Genomic DNA, 15565 nt, shown 5'->3' with positions numbered 1-15565 from the left:
AGACTCCAGCCATCTCTCCCGATAACAGAACAGCGGCCGACATCCCGGCCGGCTCTAACCTAGTTCCGGAGCACGGACGCTCCGTCGACAACTGTTAAGGGAGTAACAGCACCATGGCCAGTATCCAGAACAACATCGCAGCGAATACCGCATTCCGTAACGTGGCAACCTCGAGCGCGGGCCTCGACAAGCAGATCGCCAAGCTGTCGTCCGGCTTCCGCATCAACCGCTCGGGTGACGATGCCGCCGGCCTCGCGATCGCCAACAAGCTCCGCGCCGAGAGCCGCTCGCTGCAGCAGGCCTCGCGCAACGCGTCGCAGGCGAACTCGATGCTCCAGATCGCCGACGGCGCGGTCAACACGATCGCCGGCATCCTGGACCGCATGAAGGAACTCGCGACGGCGTCGAACTCGTCGTCGATCGGCACCCAGCGCACCAAGCTGGACGCGGAGTTCCAGTCGCTCGCCGCCGAAATCAACCGTATCGCCGCCACGACCCAGTACCAGGGCTCGGCGCTGGTGAACGGCACGCTCGGCAACGCGGTCACCGGCGGCACCTATGCCGGCCAGGCCGTGCTGAACGGCGCCCAGTCGGGCACCTACACCTTCGCCTCGGCCGCTGGTGTGGCCACCCTGAGCTTCGGCGCGGGCGCGACGCTGGTCACGCAGGCGATCGCGATGCCGGCGGGTGCAGGCACGTACAACTTCGACAAGCTCGGCGTCTCGGTCACGAACGCCGCCGGCTACCTCGTCGACGGCGTCAACACCCAGACGATCACCGTCGCCGGTACCGCCGTGAACTTCCAGGTTTCGTCGTCGGGTGCCTATGCCGGCAACGACCTGGTCTCGCTGGCCCAGGTGAACCTCACCACGGGCGCGACGGGCTTGAACGTCGCCGGCCTCGACGTGCTCAGCGCCGGCAACGCGCAGACCGCGCTGGCGCGTCTCGACACGGCGATCGACCTCTCCAACACCGCGATCGGCACCATCGGCGCGGCGCAGTCCCGCATTGAGTTCGCCACGGCGAACGTCGCCACCGTCACGCAGAACGTGATCGCGGCCGAGAGCACCATCCGTGACGCCGACATGGCGATGGAGACCACGGCGTTCACCAAGTTCCAGATCCTGCAGCAGGCCGGCATCGCGATGCTGGCACAGGCCAACGCGACCTCGCAGAACGTGCTGTCGCTGCTGCGGTAAGTTCGGCTTCACCGGGCGGGGGGTCGCTTCGGCGGCCCTCCAACCACCCTCACACCAGGACTGATTGATGGCGACCTCGCTCTCCTCCATTTCCGGCTTGATCTCGGGATTCAACTACCGGGACCTCGTCGATGCCATCATCGCGCAGGCCCGCGTGCCCGCCGATCGCTGGGAGGCCCAGAGCAGCGCCAACACCGCGCAGACCAACGCGCTGAACACCTATCGCGGCCTCCTCGACAAGGTCCGCACGGCGTCCAAGACGCTCCGCACCGGTACCGCCTTCGACGCGATGAGCACCACGACCTCGGTGCTGTCCGGCACGCGCGCTATTGCCTCGGCCACGGCCGACGCGACCGCCACGGCCGGCAGCTACCAGATCAAGGTCGACCAGCTCGCCAAGGCGGAAAAGTTGGCCGGCACGATTGGTCGCGATGCCGCGACGGCGCTGGGCGCCGGCGGCACGCTCACGGTAAACGGCCAGACCGTCACGGTGGCCGCGACCGATACCCTGACCACGCTTCGCGACTCGATCAATGCGCTCAACAGCGGCTCCACCCCGTCCGGTGTCACGGCGACCATCCTCACGGTGGCGCCCGGCGACTCGCGGCTGATCCTGACCAGCGCCAAGAGCGGCGCGGCCGGCATCGCCCTCGCCGACACCCTTGGGACCACGCTGCAGACGCTCGGTTTCCAGGACATCAACGGTGCCGAACTCGCCGGGTCGGTGCTGGTGAACGGTGCCGATGCCCTCTTTCGCATCGACGACATCCCGCTCACCCGCACCAGCAACGTGGTGACCGACGCCATCACCGGTGTCACCCTGACGCTGACGGCCGACGATGTCGGCGCCGTCACCTCCATCCAGGTGGACCGCTTCGTCGACGCCGCCCGCACCTCGATGCAGGGGTTCGTCGACGCCTACAACGGCCTGGTCGCTTTCCTCAAAGCCCAGGGCACGGCGAGCACCGGCTCGACGCCGCCGCTCTATGGGCAGTCGGTGATCCGGACCGCGCGCTCGCAGTTGCCGTCGTTGCTGCTCGAGGCCGTTGGCGGAGCCGCTGCCGATCTCGCCACCGTGGGCCAGGCCGGCCTCTCGCTCACCCGCGACGGCACCCTGACGCTCGACAGCGCCAAGTTCGACGACGCCTTCAAGAACCGGCAGTCCGACCTCCGCACGCTCTTCACCGAGCAGCGGACCGCCACCGGCACCGGCCTCTCCTTCGTCTCCTCGGCGCAGACGGCGACCGGCGGGGCGCGGGCGATCGACATCACCGCGATCGCCACGAAGGCCACGTTGGTGACCAGCGGCTTCGCGGGTACCTACGACGCGGGGGGCACGGCCGATGGCGTCACCGTGACCGACACGAATTCGGGTCGGACCACCACGGTGGCACTGACCACCGGAATGACCACCGCCGATATCGTGCAGGCGCTGCAGACGGCATTCGACACCGACGGCCTCAACCTCACCGCCACCCAGGTCGGGAACGAGATCCAGCTCGACCAGCTCAACTTTGGCAGCGGCGCCGGTATCGGCCTGGTCTTCACCGGGCTGGGTGATGGCGCGGGCGAGGCATGGTCCACCGACACCTCCGCTGCCGGCACCGACGTCGCGGGGACGATCGGCGGCTTCGCGGCCACCGGCACGGGGCAGTTGCTGGTCGGCACCAGCGGTACCGACGCGGCAGGGCTCACGGTCCAGTACACCGGCCTGACGATCGGCGCGGCCGGCAGCGTCAATCTCTCGCTCGGCGCCGGGGCTCGGATCGAGCGCTTGCTCGACCAGTTCCTCAATACCGGCAACGGGCTGATCGACAGCAAGGTTTCCGCGCTGGACACCAGCAGCGCCCGGCTGGCGACTCGCGTGTCCGCGCTGGATGCCCGGCTCGAACGGCGCCGCGCCGTCCTGCTGGCGAATTTCCTCCAGATGGAAACCGCCATCGCTCGGCTCAAGCAACAGTCGACCTCGCTGCTTGGCTCGACCGGCAGCTCCAACAGCAGCTCCTGAGGCAGTGACGATGAGTTACGGATCGAGCGATCGGTACCGCGAGATGGAAGTGCAGGCGATGTCGCCCGCCCAGCGGTTGGTGGCGCTCTACACCCACCTCCTGGTGGCACTGCGGCAGGCGCGCGGTCACATCGAGCGCGGCGAGATCGAGGCGCGCGGCGAGCGGCTCATCAAGGCCGAAGAGATCGTGCACGAACTGCTCTGCTCGCTGGATCGCGACGCCGGCGGCGAGTTCGCCGATCGCCTCGCCGCCCTCTACGGCTGGATGCTGGGCCAGTTCGCGACGATTCAGGCCAAGCCGAACCTGGCCCAGCTCGACGCGGTGGTGGCGATCGTCACCGAACTGCACGGTGCCTGGCAGGCAGCCGCCGCGCAACTCGCCGGCGGAAACGCGGCGGCCTGATGCTGAACACCCCCGCCGAGAGCGAACGCGCCGCCACGTTGCTGGCGGCCCAGCTGGATGACCTGGCGCGCTACCGCCATGTCGTGCAGGCGCAGCGCGCGGTGCTGAGGATGGGCGATGCGGGGTTGCTGGAGATCTTCGCCAACGAGGCCGACGGCATCGTCGCCGACATCTCGGCCCGCGAAGTCCAGTTGCTGGCCGTGCGGGCCGCGGTCCAGGCGGCCCCGGCCCATATGGCAGCGGGCCATCCGGTGGCCGAGCTGCATGCCCGGGTCGAGCGAGAACGGGCCCTGGCCTCGGCGGCGGCCCGGGATCTGGCCGCCCAGATGGGGCGGGAGGCGGTCTCGATCGCCCATGAAATCGCCGACGTGACCGGCCAACTCGACCGCACCAACGGCGCCTATCGGGGCGCCGGCGACTCCGCCGCCCCCGTCATGATTGACCGTACGGGGTAGCTGCTCAGACTCTCAGGGACTTGGCCGATAGTGTATTCAATGGCTACTCCCGCACCGACCAGTTACTCTGGTGGTCGGAACCGGGACTGGGCCAGGGCGCTTCACCAGGAAAAGGAGGACGCAATGACGATCGACAGTCTTGGCCGCTCCGGGACACCCCAGCCTGACCCACGCCGCGCGGACGCCGCCGCGAAGGGCGCCGCAGTGGCGGCCACCGCCGCCGGCATCGAGCGAGTGCGCGCCGATGCGGCCGCAGCCGACACAGTGCAGTTGTCCCCCGAAGCGATCGCGCTGGCCGGCGCCGAGATCCCCAAGGCAGAGATCGAGCCCATCCGTCTCCGGGAGATCACCAAGAAGATCGCCGAGGGTCAGTACGAGGCACCGCCAACCTTGGCGATGCTGACGGACCGCATCATGAAGGAACTCCTCGGCGGCGCATGACCGCGAGGGAACTGAATGCAGGTCCACCGCACGGCGGGGCAGATGCCCCGCCGTGCTGCGTTACAGTCGGATGGTCAGCCCATCCTGCAGCGTGTTGCGGTAGGCGCGCCACGCCGGCACCAGCCCGACGAGAATCCCTGCCACCACCACGCCGGCCAAGTAGAACCACTCCAGCGCCTGCGGTGCCGTGATCGGGATGTAGACTCCGAAGTGCTCCTCGGCGAGTCCCTGCCCCACGAACAGCAACGCATACACCAGCGCGACACCGACGACCGCGCCAACGAACGCCAGCAGCCCCGACTCCAGCACCAGCAGCGCTGCGATCCGCCCCGGTCCCGCGCCGAGCGAGCGGAGGATGGCCATCTCGCGCCGCCGCTCCTGCAGCGTGCTATACAGCGCCACCAACATCCCGAGCAGCCCAACGAGCAGGACCGCGCCCGTGATGATCCGCGCGCCATCCTCGGCGTACCCGATCGCGTGCCACAATTCGGTGAGCGCCACCGCCGGCAGGATCGCGGTGAGCGGCTCGACCTTGTCGGTGTTCATCTGTCGCTGCAGCATCAGCGACGCCGCGCGCGCCTTCGTGCCGAGGAGGAAGGCGGTGAGCTTGTGATCGTGGTCGGCGTGTTCGTCGCCGCCGACGACCGGTGGCTCCGCGCCCGGCATCGCCTGCGCCCCAGGTGAGGGGGGCGGCGGTTCCGCGCCGGACATGGCGGTCACGGCCGGCGTCGCCGCGGGTGAGGCGGCCGCAGCTGGTGCCGAGGAACCAGGCCGCTGTAGCGGCGCGAACTTCGGCTGCGCCCAGCCATTCGGCGAATCCTGCGGCATCCCCTCGTGCATCCCCTCGATCCCTTCGAGGGTGATGAAGAGCGAGCGATCGACCGGCGTCGACGTGCGCACGAGAATCCCGACCACGGTGAACGGATGCTCCTCGTGATCGGAGATCCCCGTCCCGCGGAGCCCGTGCGTGAGCACCACCTTGCTGCCGATGGAGAGCTTGTGCGTCTTCGCCACCTCGATGCCGATCACCACTTCGCGATCGCCCTCGAGCAGGTGGCCTTCGGCGGCCGTCACGCGGCCGTCGTTGCGGTACTTGTAGTGCTCGAAGAAGGCTGAGGTCGTGCCGACGACACGGTAGCCGAAGTAGGAGTCGCCCAGCGAGATCGGAATCGTCCACGCCACCGCCGGATGGTGCGACCAACGCTGGTAGGTGCTCCACTCCACCGATCCCGCGGGCGCCCCCAGGCCGAAGATCGACGACAGCAGCAACTGCTGGGAGCCACCACGCGCGCCGACGATCAGGTCGGTGCCGCGGATGGTGCCGGCGAAGCTTTCGCGGATGCCGCGGCGCACCGTCTCGACGCCAACGAGCAGCGACACCGAGAGGGCGATCGACAACACCGTCAGGATGGTGGTGAGCCGCCGATTGCGCAGCGAGCGGAGGGCGAGTTGCAGGGTCAGCATCTCAGCGCCCTCCGGCCGTGTTGAGGGTCGGCAGCGAGAGCACGCGGTCGAAGCGGGCGCCGAGCGAGAGATCATGCGACACAAAGAGCAGCGTCGCCTTCGCCTCGGCGCAGCACTCGAAGAGCAGCTCGAGGAAGCGGTCGCGCAGGTCGGTGTCGAGCGCCGAGGTGGGCTCGTCGGCAATCACCAGCTCGGGCGCCCCGATGAGTGCGCGCGCGGCGGCCACGCGCTGCTGCTGCCCGACGCTCAACTCGGTCACCGCGGTGTCGATGAACCCGCCCAATTCGAGCCGCTCGGCAAGCCGGCGTGCTTCGCGTTCGATCAGCGCACCGCCAAGTCGCTCGCGTCGCAGCGCGTGCAGCCGGCATGGCAGCGCGATGTTCTCCAGCACGGAGAGGTAGGGGATCAGATTGAAGAGCTGGAAGAGGTAGCCGATGTGACTGCCGCGATAGGCATCGCGATGCGACGAGTGCAGCCCGGCGAGATCCTGGCCGAGAATCGACACCCGGCCCGACGTGGGGTTCAGGACGCCGGCCGTGAGGCCGAGTAGCGTCGTCTTGCCGGATCCACTGGGGCCATGAAGGAAGACGCGTTCGCCGGGGGCGATCGAGAGGTCGGCAATGCGAAGGACCTCGCGCCCTGGGCGATACCCGAACACGAGGTCCTTGATGGCGACCGCCGTGGGGCGATCGCTCACTTCTTGGCGGGCGGCGCGTACGGCTTGCTGTCGATCCCTTCCATTTCGTAGTAGCTGGCACCGTAGGCCGATTCGGTCTGCTTGAGGTGCAGCACGCCCTCGAACATCACCGGATCCCACCAGCCGATCTTGACGGTCTTGCCGCCCTTCATCTTGACGTAGACCATCTGGTTCGGCGGCGGCGGCGGCGTATGGACGCAGGCACCGAAGTACGGCACCAGGAGGAACTCGTCGGATTCCTGCATGTTGTCTTCGAGCGGGACGATGAACGCCGCGATCTTCACCAGCTTGCCGTCGAGCGCCTCAAGGGATGCCGGGGCCTTGCCGGTGTTGAGGTCGAGGCCCCCCAGAATCCGCCAGTCGACCAGGACCGGGTCGGTCGCGAACGTCTCGGCGGCCACGGCGGCCGGCGAGCCGGTGAAGACGATCGGGGCGAGACGCGCCGGAGCAAAGGCCGTCACCGAGGCAAGCAAGAGCGAGGACAGGAGCATGGCAGAACCTCTCTGAGAACCATTTCGCAACAACAGCAATTGACTATGATACGTATGATCGCCGGAATAAGTTGCCCCGTTCCCCTCCCAATTCCAACTGCTCGGAGAAGTCCCCATGGCCCGTTTGACAGTCGGCCTCGGCCTGGTTCTCGGGATCGCCGCATGCGGCGGCTCCAAGACCCCAGCCACCACCCCCGCTCCTGCCGCGCGTCCCGCCGCGGCCCCTGCTGCGCAGGCCCCGACGCCCACTGCCGCCCCGGCCGGAGCGCCGGGTGGGCGTGGCGCGGGCGCGCCGGGTGCCGCGGGCGGTCGTGCCGGCGGTGGCCGCGGTGGCGCGTCGGTCGACAGCACCAAGTACGTGCGCACCACGCCGCCGGACGATCCGATCATCCAGAAGATGTTTGACGAAGGGATGACCAACGGCCAGGCCGGCAAGCTGGCGCAGGTACTGATGGACTCGATCGGGCCGCGCCTCACCGGCTCGCCGGGCTACATGAACGCCGCCAACTGGGCCGTCAAGACGTACGCCTCGTGGGGGATCCCGGCCGAGAAGCAGCAGTACGGTACCTGGAACTCGTGGCGCCGCGGGCACACCCACGTCGACATGATTGCACCGCGCGTCCGTTCCCTCGAGGCGACGATGCTGGGTTGGAGCCCGGGCACCGGTGGCAAGGACGTCATCGGCGATGTGATCCTCTTCCCGGAGACGAAGTCGCCGGACGAGTTCGCCGCGTGGGCCAAGGCCAACGCCAAGGGGAAGTTCGTGCTGATCTCGGCGCCACTCGCCTCCTGCCGCATGGCGTCGCAGTGGACCGAGTTCGGCCAGCCGGGCGCCTCGCAGCAGCTCGCCGCGATCAACAGCCAGGCGCGGGCTGCGTGGGCCGACCGCACCAAGCAGGGCGGCAACATCAACGTCTGGACCAAGGAGTATGGCGTCGCCGGCGTGATCGGCATGAACTGGTCGCAGTACCCCGGCATCAACAAGATCTTCGGCTCGCCGAAGCAGACGGTGCTGACGCTCGATGCCAGTTGCGAAGACTACAACCTGCTGTTCCGCCTGGCGCAGAACAATCAGGGCCCGAAGGTCCGCGTGAATGCCGACGCCGAGTTCCTCGGTGAGCTCCCGATGTACAACGTCGTCGGGATGATCAAGGGCTCCGAGAAGCCGAACGAGTACATCCTCCTCTCGGCCCACTTCGACTCGTGGGACGGCGGCTCGGGCGCGACGGACAACGGCACCGGCACCATCACGATGATGGAGGCGATCCGCATCCTCAAGAAGGTGTACCCGAACCCGAAGCGCACCATCCTGATCGGGAACTGGGGCAGCGAGGAGCAGGGGCTCAACGGCTCGCAGGCGTTCGCCGAGGATCACCCGGAGATCGTGAAGGGGATCCGCGCCGGCTGGAACCAGGACAACGGCACGGGGCGCGTCACCTCGCTCGGCGCCGGCCCGGTCACCAACGCGACCGACAACCTGATCTCGTGGCTGCACGCGGTGCCGTCGTCGATCAGCGGCTGGGTCCGTCTGGGCGCCACCGCCTCGCCGGTCGGTGGGAGCGGCAGCACGGACGGCTGGACCTTCCAGTGCCGCGGCGCGCCGGTGCACGGGATGGGCGCCCTCAACTGGGACTACTTCAACACCACCTGGCACACCAACCGCGACACCTACGACAAGGTCGTGATCGACGACCTCAAGAACAACGCGACGCTTGTCGCCATGCTGACCTACATGGCCGACAAGGACCCGACGCTGCAGGCGCCGCAGCTGATCAGCGTGAACCCGGCCACCCAGGCCGCGCTCACCTATCCGATGTGCGGGACCAACAACTCGTCGAAGGCGACGCGGAAGAGCACGGATTCGGCACGGTAGGAGGTCGTAAGTCGTAGGTCGTAGACACAGAGAAGGGACCCCGGCGCTCGGCGTTGGGGTCCCTTTTCGTGTGCAGCGTCCGGTGTCCGGCCCTTCACTGTTGACGGGGAGGCGCTCCACCGATCGGCTCCCACTGACAGGAGCGAGGGTCAGCTCGGAACGCGACCAGCCTTGAATTGACTGTCCCCTGGGCGACGTTCACCGAGCGAGTAAAGACGAAGGTCGTATCCCCGCGCGTTACCGGAAATGGGGGAATGTCAGTCTCGATTGGAATTCGAATGTCGATGCAGGCGGAATCAAGAGCCGGTTTGATCAAAGTCGCGAAGAGACGGAGGTTTGTCATCCCGGGACCACCCCCAGACTCTGACCCCTTTGACTTTGGATCATGATCGAATTCCCAATGGTATGCAACGAGCAATCCATCGCCCCGGCGCGCAAGTCCAGTATTGAAGGAGGCGAGGGGGAAATTCGTCGTGCGAGAGCGACTGGTGTTCGCCTTGAGCTGCACCAGCTCAGGCGGAATCCCTCGACGATGGCGTGCCGGAATTCCGATGAGAGGCCCGACTTCTCCGCCCAGGGAAAGCCGACGGACTCCGTCCTCGGTCGGAAGATGCACGGCGAACCCTTCGGAAGTGGGGGCGATTCCGATGCGGCCGTACCGACGTACCAGCCCCCTCGGTCGGCCGGAACGATACTCGGCCGGCAATTCACCTCGAAGCCGAGCAGTGTCATTCACCATCGGCCAGACCCCGAGGACGCCACCCGCATCGAGGGTGGCGAAGTAGGCGGTATCGCCAGCGTAGGACCAATCTCCGGCGAGGTTTCTGAATCCTGCCAATTTCACCGTCCTCATGTACTGCCCGTTTCGAACATCGAACAACATCAACGAGTTCGCGTTCACGTCTGCGACGGCAAGCAGTGTATCACCAATCACCTCCGGTGTCGCTGCCAACGAGAACTCGCCCGGGCCGCCCCCGAGCGACCCAAACGACCGCGTTACCGAGCCTGCTGGGTCAAAAGCGACAATTCTCCCACGGTCGATATCCGTGATGAAGAAGGAGCCGTTGGAGGCTACCGCGATAAACGACGTGTAAGCCCCGAGGGGGGGATCGGGTTCCTGGGCCCTGACTTCTCGAACCAGCGTCGCAGTGGTCGAGACCAGTGATCGCCCCGCGACCTCCTTGTCACCTCGCGAGCAGCTAGTCGTGGATGATGCAAGCAATGCGAGAATGAGCAACCGGATCGCGTTCATCGAGGCGAGGTCCTTCTTCAAGGGGAGGATTCCACTGATGACGCGGGGGCCCGGTCGGAGCCGTTCCCCCGCCCCCAATCACCTCAGCGGAAACAAGTGCAAATGCAGTCGGGATCCGTCTGACATTCCGGCGTATTCGGGTCGCACTCGAACTTGCAACTTGGGAAGCCGGTACAGAAGGGATAGACCTCCAGCCACTTGCGAGTCTCCTCCGCCGACGCGTTGGGGATGCGCGGGGCGAGGATGAAGGCGCAGGCGGCCACGACGATCAGGTTGCGCAATTTCGGAAACATGGAAGCTCCTTGGTCGAGGTTCACCCTGCCGGAGTGGGCCGGAGGGCATAATGTGACTTGCCGGCCAGCAGGTCACTTCGTGGTGGCACCGCCCGACTTGTGCGGAGCCAACGGTGAGGCGACAAGTGCACCGCTATTCACCGAAACGGAGAGGGGAGGGGTCAGTCGTCCTCCCCAATCGGTTCCAGGTGCCGCAACACCAATCGCCTTCACGCCCGCAAGGACGAGGTACCGTGCTTCTGTAGGAGTTGGCTGTCGGGAAAGGACGATGGGCGGGCCAGACATGCCGGCCGCATGGCTGCGTCGGACGCTGTCGAGGACGGGAAAGCAGGAGAAGCAGTCGCGAGGATCGACGAGTAGAGCATACTTCGCGGGGACACTCGCGATTGCCTCGCGAAGGTCAGCTTCACGCACAACCCGGTATTCAGGTGTGCCAGTCTCCTGCCTAGCGGTTCGTTCGCAACCCACGAGAATGGGGATTCCGACAAAAAAAATCGCCCGTAGCAAGCGGCTCATCTTCGGGGGTCCATGAATTGGGGGTAGACTCACGGTAACTCCGACAGAGGTCTTTGGCAAGTCCTGTCGGCTTCCTGAATCGAACAACTCGTCCAAGGCGACGCGGAAGAGCACGGATTCGGCGCGGTCGTGGGTCGTAAGTCAGGAGGGACCCCAACGCTGCGATGCATTGGGGTCCCTCCTTGTTTTGGACCTACGACTTACGACTCAGGACTCACAACTACTCCTCTTCATCATCATCGAACGCGAAGTCCTCGTCGAAGTCCTCGTCGAGATCATCCTCGTCCTCATCATCGTCATCGTCACCTTCTTCGCCGTCGAGTTCGTCGTCCTCGTCCTCGAGGTCGAGATCGTCCACGTCGAAAATTTCCTCACCATCTTCGTCAAACCGGCGGCGCATCACCGCAGTATCCAGCGACGCCTCCCAGGACGTCTCCCACGACGACATGATGTGCTCCTCCACGTGACCAGTTCCGGGTGATGACCAGTTGGGCCGGGTGACTACCATTTACGAGGCGTCGACGCCCCGGTTCGCCGCACGCTGCACCTTCTTCCGTTCGGTGGCCTGCAGGCTCCGCTTGCGGAGCCGGATGTTCTCCGGCGTGACCTCGATCAGCTCGTCCTCTTCGATGTACTCGAGGGCGTACTCCAGCGTGATCGGGCGCGGCGGCTCGAGCTGGATGTTCTCGTCGGTCGACGTCGTCCGCATGTTGGAGAGCTTCTTCTCCTTGCCGACGTTCACGTCCATGTCGCCCGGACGCGAATTCTCGCCGACGATCATCCCCTCGTACACCAATTCACCCGGGGCGACGAACATCTGTGCCCGCTCCTGCAGGTTGGCCAGCGCGAAACCGACCACCGGCGCCTCGCGGTCGGCCACCAGCACGCCGCGCTTGCGACCCGCCAGCGGACCCGCCCACAGCCCGTACTCCAGGAAACGGTGGTGCATCATCCCGGTGCCGCGGGTGTCCGTGAGGAACTCCGAGCGGTAGCCGAAGAGACCACGCGACGGGATCCGGAAGGTCAGCCGGACCATCCCCTGTCCCGGGTTCCGCATCTCGGTCATCTCGGTCTTCCGGGGGCCGAGCTTCTCCATCACGACGCCCATGTACTCCTCGGGGACGTCGATCGTCAACTCCTCGTACGGCTCGAGGCGCTCGCCATTGGGACCGTCCTTCAGGATGACGCGCGGCCGCGAAACCTGGAACTCGTACCCTTCGCGGCGCATCGTCTCCATCAAGATGCCCAGGTGGAGCTCACCGCGTCCGGCCACCGAGTGGGTGTCCGGCGAATCGGTCGGCTCGACCCGGAGGGCGACGTTCCGCTCCAGCTCCTTGAAGAGTCGGTCGCGCAGCTGCCGGGACGTAACGTACTTGCCTTCGCGCCCGGCGAACGGCGAGTTGCTGACGATGAAGTCGACCGAGATCGTCGGCTCCTCGACGGCGATGCCGGCCATCCGCTCCGGGTACTCGACCGAGGTGAACGTCTTGCCGATTTCGAGCGTCTCGAAGCCCGACAGCGCCACGATCTCACCGGCCTGTGCCACCGGCGTTTCGATCCGGTTCAGCCCGTCGAAGGTATAGAGCTTGGTGATCCGCCCCTTCTCGACGCCCGGCTCATCGGCCACCATCCCCGGCTCGCCCAGCGGGAGCAGGGAGACCTGGTCGCCGACATTGATGCGGCCCCGCTCGATCCGGCCGATCGCGATCCGGCCGATGAACGACGAGAAGTCGAGCGTCGAGACCAGCATCTGGAACGGCTTCTCCGGGTCGCCCGACGGCGGCGGCACGGTCTTGAGGATCGTCTCGAACAGCGGCTCCAGCGTGGTGCCGGGCTGGTCGAGCTCGAGCGTGGCGGTTCCGGCGCGGCTCGACGTGTACAGGAAGGGGCAGTCGAGCTGCGCCTCCGTGGCGTCGAGGTCCATGAACAGCGACAGCACTTCGTCGTGCACGCGCATCGGCTCGGCGTCCTGCCGGTCGATCTTGTTGATCGCGACGATCGGCTGCAAGCCCAGCGCCAGCGCCTTCCGGGTCACGAAGCGCGTCTGCGGCATCGGCCCTTCGGCCGCGTCCACCAGGATCAGCACGCCGTTGACCATGCGCAAGATACGTTCGACCTCGCCCCCGAAATCCGCGTGCCCCGGCGTGTCGACGATGTTCATCTTCACGTTGTGCCAGGTGATGGCGGTGTTCTTGGCGAGAATGGTGATCCCCCGCTCCTTCTCGAGCGGGTTGGAATCCATCACGCGCTCTTCGACATGCTGGTTGGCCCGGAAGGCGCCAGCTTGGCGAAGCATCTGGTCCACGAGGGTGGTCTTCCCGTGGTCCACGTGCGCGATGATGGCAAGGTTACGAATATCCACGACAAATCCTGTCCACGAGCCCGTCAGGTTACCTCAGGGCGCCATAATACCCGACGAGGGTGGGGGCCGCAAGGCAATCAGTGACGATGCGCCATACCCCCCCGGAGGGGAGATGCGGCGTGGTGCTCGTGACCGCACGCCTCGGCGCCACAGGCCTCCCCCGTCTCGAGCTGGATCGTGACGTGCCCGATACCCAGATCGGCCATCGCCCCCTCCATCTGCTTGAGCACCGCCGGGTGGCCCTCGAGGTCGATCGCCACCGCATGGGCGCTCATCGCCACCAACCCCGTGGTGACGGTCCAGACGTGGACGTCGTGCACCTGGAGACACCGCCACCGCCAGCAGCCGCTCCTCGACCTGGGAGACCTGCATGTGCTCGGGGACCCGATCCAGCAGGATCGTCCCGCTCTCGCTGACCAGCCGCCACGCGCTCCGGAAGATCAGCACCGAGACCAGCACCGAGATGATCGCGTCGGCCGGAAGCCAGCCGAAGAAGTGGATCACCAGTGCCGCCACGATGGCCCCGACCGAGCCGAGCACATCGCCCATGATATGGAGATAGGCGCCGCGGACGTTCAAGTCATGGTGATGGTGCCCGTGCAACACCCGGAGCGCCAGCGAATTGCTGATGACGCCGCCGATGATCTCGACCAGCAGGAAGCCCGCCGTGAGCGCGAGCACCGTGGCCAGCTTGCGACTGGTCATCCGGCCACCCCGCCGCCGTACCGCCTCGGCATGTCCGTAGAGCCCCTCGGCCTCTGCCAGCGCCATCACGTGCGGCGCATCGGCCAGCAACTGCGCCCGCGAGTAGCGAATGAGCGACGTGCGCTTCACGAAGTCGTAGACGCCGAGCGGCGAGGCGTAACGCGCGGTGCCGCCGGTCGGCAGGACGTGGCTCGGCCCGGCGATGTAGTCGCCCACCGGCTCCGGCGTGGAGTCGCCAATGAAGATCGCGCCGGCGTGGCGCACCAGTGCCGCCAGCTCGTCCGCGTCACGCGTGACAATCTCGAGATGCTCCGCCGCGCGCATGTTGGCGACCTCGGCGAGCGCGGCGCGGTCAGCCACCAGCACCACCAATCCGTTGCGCATCAGTGAGGGGCACGCGCGACGTCGGCCCGGGGGGCTGTAAGCGCGCCGCCTCGAGTGCTGCGGGGAATCGCATCGGCCAACTCGCGCGATGTCGTCGCCAGCCACGAGGCGGCGTCTTCGTCGTGCTCCGCCCGGGCAATCAGGTCTGCCGCAATCAGGTCGGCTTGGGCCGTCTCGTCGGCGAGGATCAGCACCTCGGTCGGGCCCGCGACCATGTCGATCCCCACCTGCCCGAACACCTGCCGCTTCGCCTCGGCGACCCACTTGTTGCCGGGGCCGACGATCTTGTCGACCCGGGGGACAGTTGCGGTGCCAAGGCCAGTGCCGCCACGGCGTGCGCGCCGCCGATCTTGAACACCGGGTGACGCCACTGATGGCGAGGGCGGCGAGGACTTGATCGCGTTGATCCCGTTCGGGCGGGGTGGCGGGCCACCAGTTCCTTGACCCCCGCCGACTTGCGGCTGGAAATGGCGTTCATCAGGACGGAGGAGGGGTAGGCCGCCTTCCCGCCAGGGCACGCCAGCCCGGCGGCGTCCACGGGGTCACCCGCATCCCGAGCAGGGGTGCCGTCGGGACGTTCCTCGCGGGAAGCCGGTATCGCGCTGCTGCGGGTATTGCGCCGGACCTGCTCGGCTCGCCACCTTAGGGCGGCACGCACCCCGTCCGGAATCCGCGCCAGCGCCTCGCGCAGGCGGTCAGGGGCAACTCCCATTCGGTCGGGCCAGGTGAGGAGCCGTCGAACCGCTGGGTGTACCCAGGACCGCCGTGTCGCCCCGGGTGCCCACAGCATCGGCGACGATCGCCGCGACGGCCTCCTGGGTGATCCGATCGGTCGTGGCGGCAGGAAAAGCCGACAGCCCCGCCAACCCGAGTGGGCCGTGGTGGCGTCATCTCGGCGGATCACCGCCCCAACTCGCTCCCGGGATGCCCGGACGCGCTAACCTTCGGCAGAATGGAACCCTCCACAAGCTGGACCTCGATCGCCGTCGGGCCGCTGTCGGTGATCGCCCTCGTGGGCCTCA

Annotated in this window: 16 protein-coding genes; 6 read left to right on the top strand and 10 right to left on the bottom strand. The window is 66.9% G+C overall.

Annotated elements, in window-relative coordinates; translation table 11 throughout:
* The first annotated feature begins 113 nt into the window (after positions 1-113).
* From IPP98_00080 to IPP98_00060, 5 genes are all read left to right on the top strand, one after another.
* Positions 114-1199: a hypothetical protein gene (locus IPP98_00080; protein ID MBL0177517.1), complete on the top strand. Its 1086-nt coding sequence runs from the start codon at positions 114-116 to the stop codon at positions 1197-1199.
* Positions 1200-1266: 67 nt separating this feature from the next.
* Positions 1267-3207, top strand: a complete 1941-nt coding sequence (gene fliD / locus IPP98_00075) for a flagellar filament capping protein FliD (GenBank protein MBL0177516.1) — start codon at positions 1267-1269, stop codon at positions 3205-3207.
* A gap of 10 nt (positions 3208-3217) precedes the next feature.
* Positions 3218-3610: a flagellar export chaperone FliS gene (gene fliS, locus IPP98_00070; GenBank protein ID MBL0177515.1), complete on the top strand. Its 393-nt coding sequence runs from the start codon at positions 3218-3220 to the stop codon at positions 3608-3610.
* Positions 3610-4065: a hypothetical protein gene (locus IPP98_00065; GenBank protein MBL0177514.1), complete on the top strand. Its 456-nt coding sequence runs from the start codon at positions 3610-3612 to the stop codon at positions 4063-4065. The genes fliS and IPP98_00065 overlap by 1 nt, the downstream gene beginning before the upstream one ends.
* A 123-nt stretch (positions 4066-4188) precedes the next feature.
* Positions 4189-4506, top strand: a complete 318-nt coding sequence (locus IPP98_00060; protein MBL0177513.1) for a hypothetical protein — start codon at positions 4189-4191, stop codon at positions 4504-4506.
* A gap of 60 nt (positions 4507-4566) precedes the next feature.
* Here the strand turns inward: IPP98_00060 and IPP98_00055 are convergent, their stop codons facing one another.
* From IPP98_00055 to IPP98_00045, 3 genes are read right to left on the bottom strand one after another with little or no spacing between them, the layout of a single operon-like run.
* On the bottom strand, positions 4567-5970 hold the full coding sequence (locus IPP98_00055) for an ABC transporter permease (protein ID MBL0177512.1): 1404 nt from the start codon (positions 5968-5970) through the stop codon (positions 4567-4569).
* A 1-nt stretch (position 5971) separates the two neighbouring features.
* Positions 5972-6667: an ABC transporter ATP-binding protein gene (locus IPP98_00050; protein MBL0177511.1), complete on the bottom strand. Its 696-nt coding sequence runs from the start codon at positions 6665-6667 to the stop codon at positions 5972-5974.
* Complete coding sequence (locus IPP98_00045) at positions 6664-7158, bottom strand: DUF3299 domain-containing protein (GenBank protein MBL0177510.1); 495 nt, start codon at positions 7156-7158, stop codon at positions 6664-6666. Before IPP98_00045 ends, IPP98_00050 begins: the two co-directional genes overlap by 4 nt.
* A 115-nt stretch (positions 7159-7273) precedes the next feature.
* Between IPP98_00045 and IPP98_00040 the strand changes: the two genes are divergently transcribed.
* Complete coding sequence (locus tag IPP98_00040; GenBank protein ID MBL0177509.1) at positions 7274-9031, top strand: M20/M25/M40 family metallo-hydrolase; 1758 nt, start codon at positions 7274-7276, stop codon at positions 9029-9031.
* Positions 9032-9125: 94 nt separating this feature from the next.
* Here IPP98_00040 and IPP98_00035 read toward each other — a convergent pair whose 3' ends face one another.
* The 7 genes from IPP98_00035 to IPP98_00005 form a co-directional block, all read right to left on the bottom strand.
* The gene (locus tag IPP98_00035) at positions 9126-10304 is read right to left on the bottom strand and encodes a hypothetical protein (protein MBL0177508.1); all 1179 of its coding nucleotides are present in this window, start codon (positions 10302-10304) and stop codon (positions 9126-9128) included.
* 62 nt (positions 10305-10366) lie between these two features.
* A complete protein-coding gene (locus tag IPP98_00030; GenBank protein ID MBL0177507.1) occupies positions 10367-10576 on the bottom strand; it encodes a hypothetical protein in 210 nt (69 codons plus the stop codon).
* Between the two features lie 736 nt (positions 10577-11312).
* Positions 11313-11540 (bottom strand): hypothetical protein, encoded by a 228-nt coding sequence (locus tag IPP98_00025; protein MBL0177506.1) that lies wholly within the window; start codon positions 11538-11540, stop codon positions 11313-11315.
* Between the two features lie 60 nt (positions 11541-11600).
* Positions 11601-13454, bottom strand: a complete 1854-nt coding sequence (gene typA / locus IPP98_00020; protein ID MBL0177505.1) for a translational GTPase TypA — start codon at positions 13452-13454, stop codon at positions 11601-11603.
* A 33-nt stretch (positions 13455-13487) separates the two neighbouring features.
* Positions 13488-14543 (bottom strand): cation diffusion facilitator family transporter, encoded by a 1056-nt coding sequence (locus tag IPP98_00015; protein MBL0177504.1) that lies wholly within the window; start codon positions 14541-14543, stop codon positions 13488-13490.
* Positions 14543-14770, bottom strand: coding sequence for a histidinol dehydrogenase (locus IPP98_00010; protein MBL0177503.1), 228 nt, complete (start codon positions 14768-14770; stop codon positions 14543-14545). The genes IPP98_00015 and IPP98_00010 overlap by 1 nt, the downstream gene beginning before the upstream one ends.
* On the bottom strand, positions 14731-15255 hold the full coding sequence (locus IPP98_00005) for a histidinol dehydrogenase (GenBank protein ID MBL0177502.1): 525 nt from the start codon (positions 15253-15255) through the stop codon (positions 14731-14733). Before IPP98_00005 ends, IPP98_00010 begins: the two co-directional genes overlap by 40 nt.
* Positions 15256-15565 lie beyond the last annotated feature (310 nt).

It is taken from the genome of Gemmatimonadota bacterium (assembly GCA_016720805.1).
GTDB lineage: Bacteria > Gemmatimonadota > Gemmatimonadetes > Gemmatimonadales > GWC2-71-9 > Palsa-1233.
Note: the sequence above shows the minus strand (reverse complement) of the source record. Positions and strands in the feature narration are given on the sequence as shown.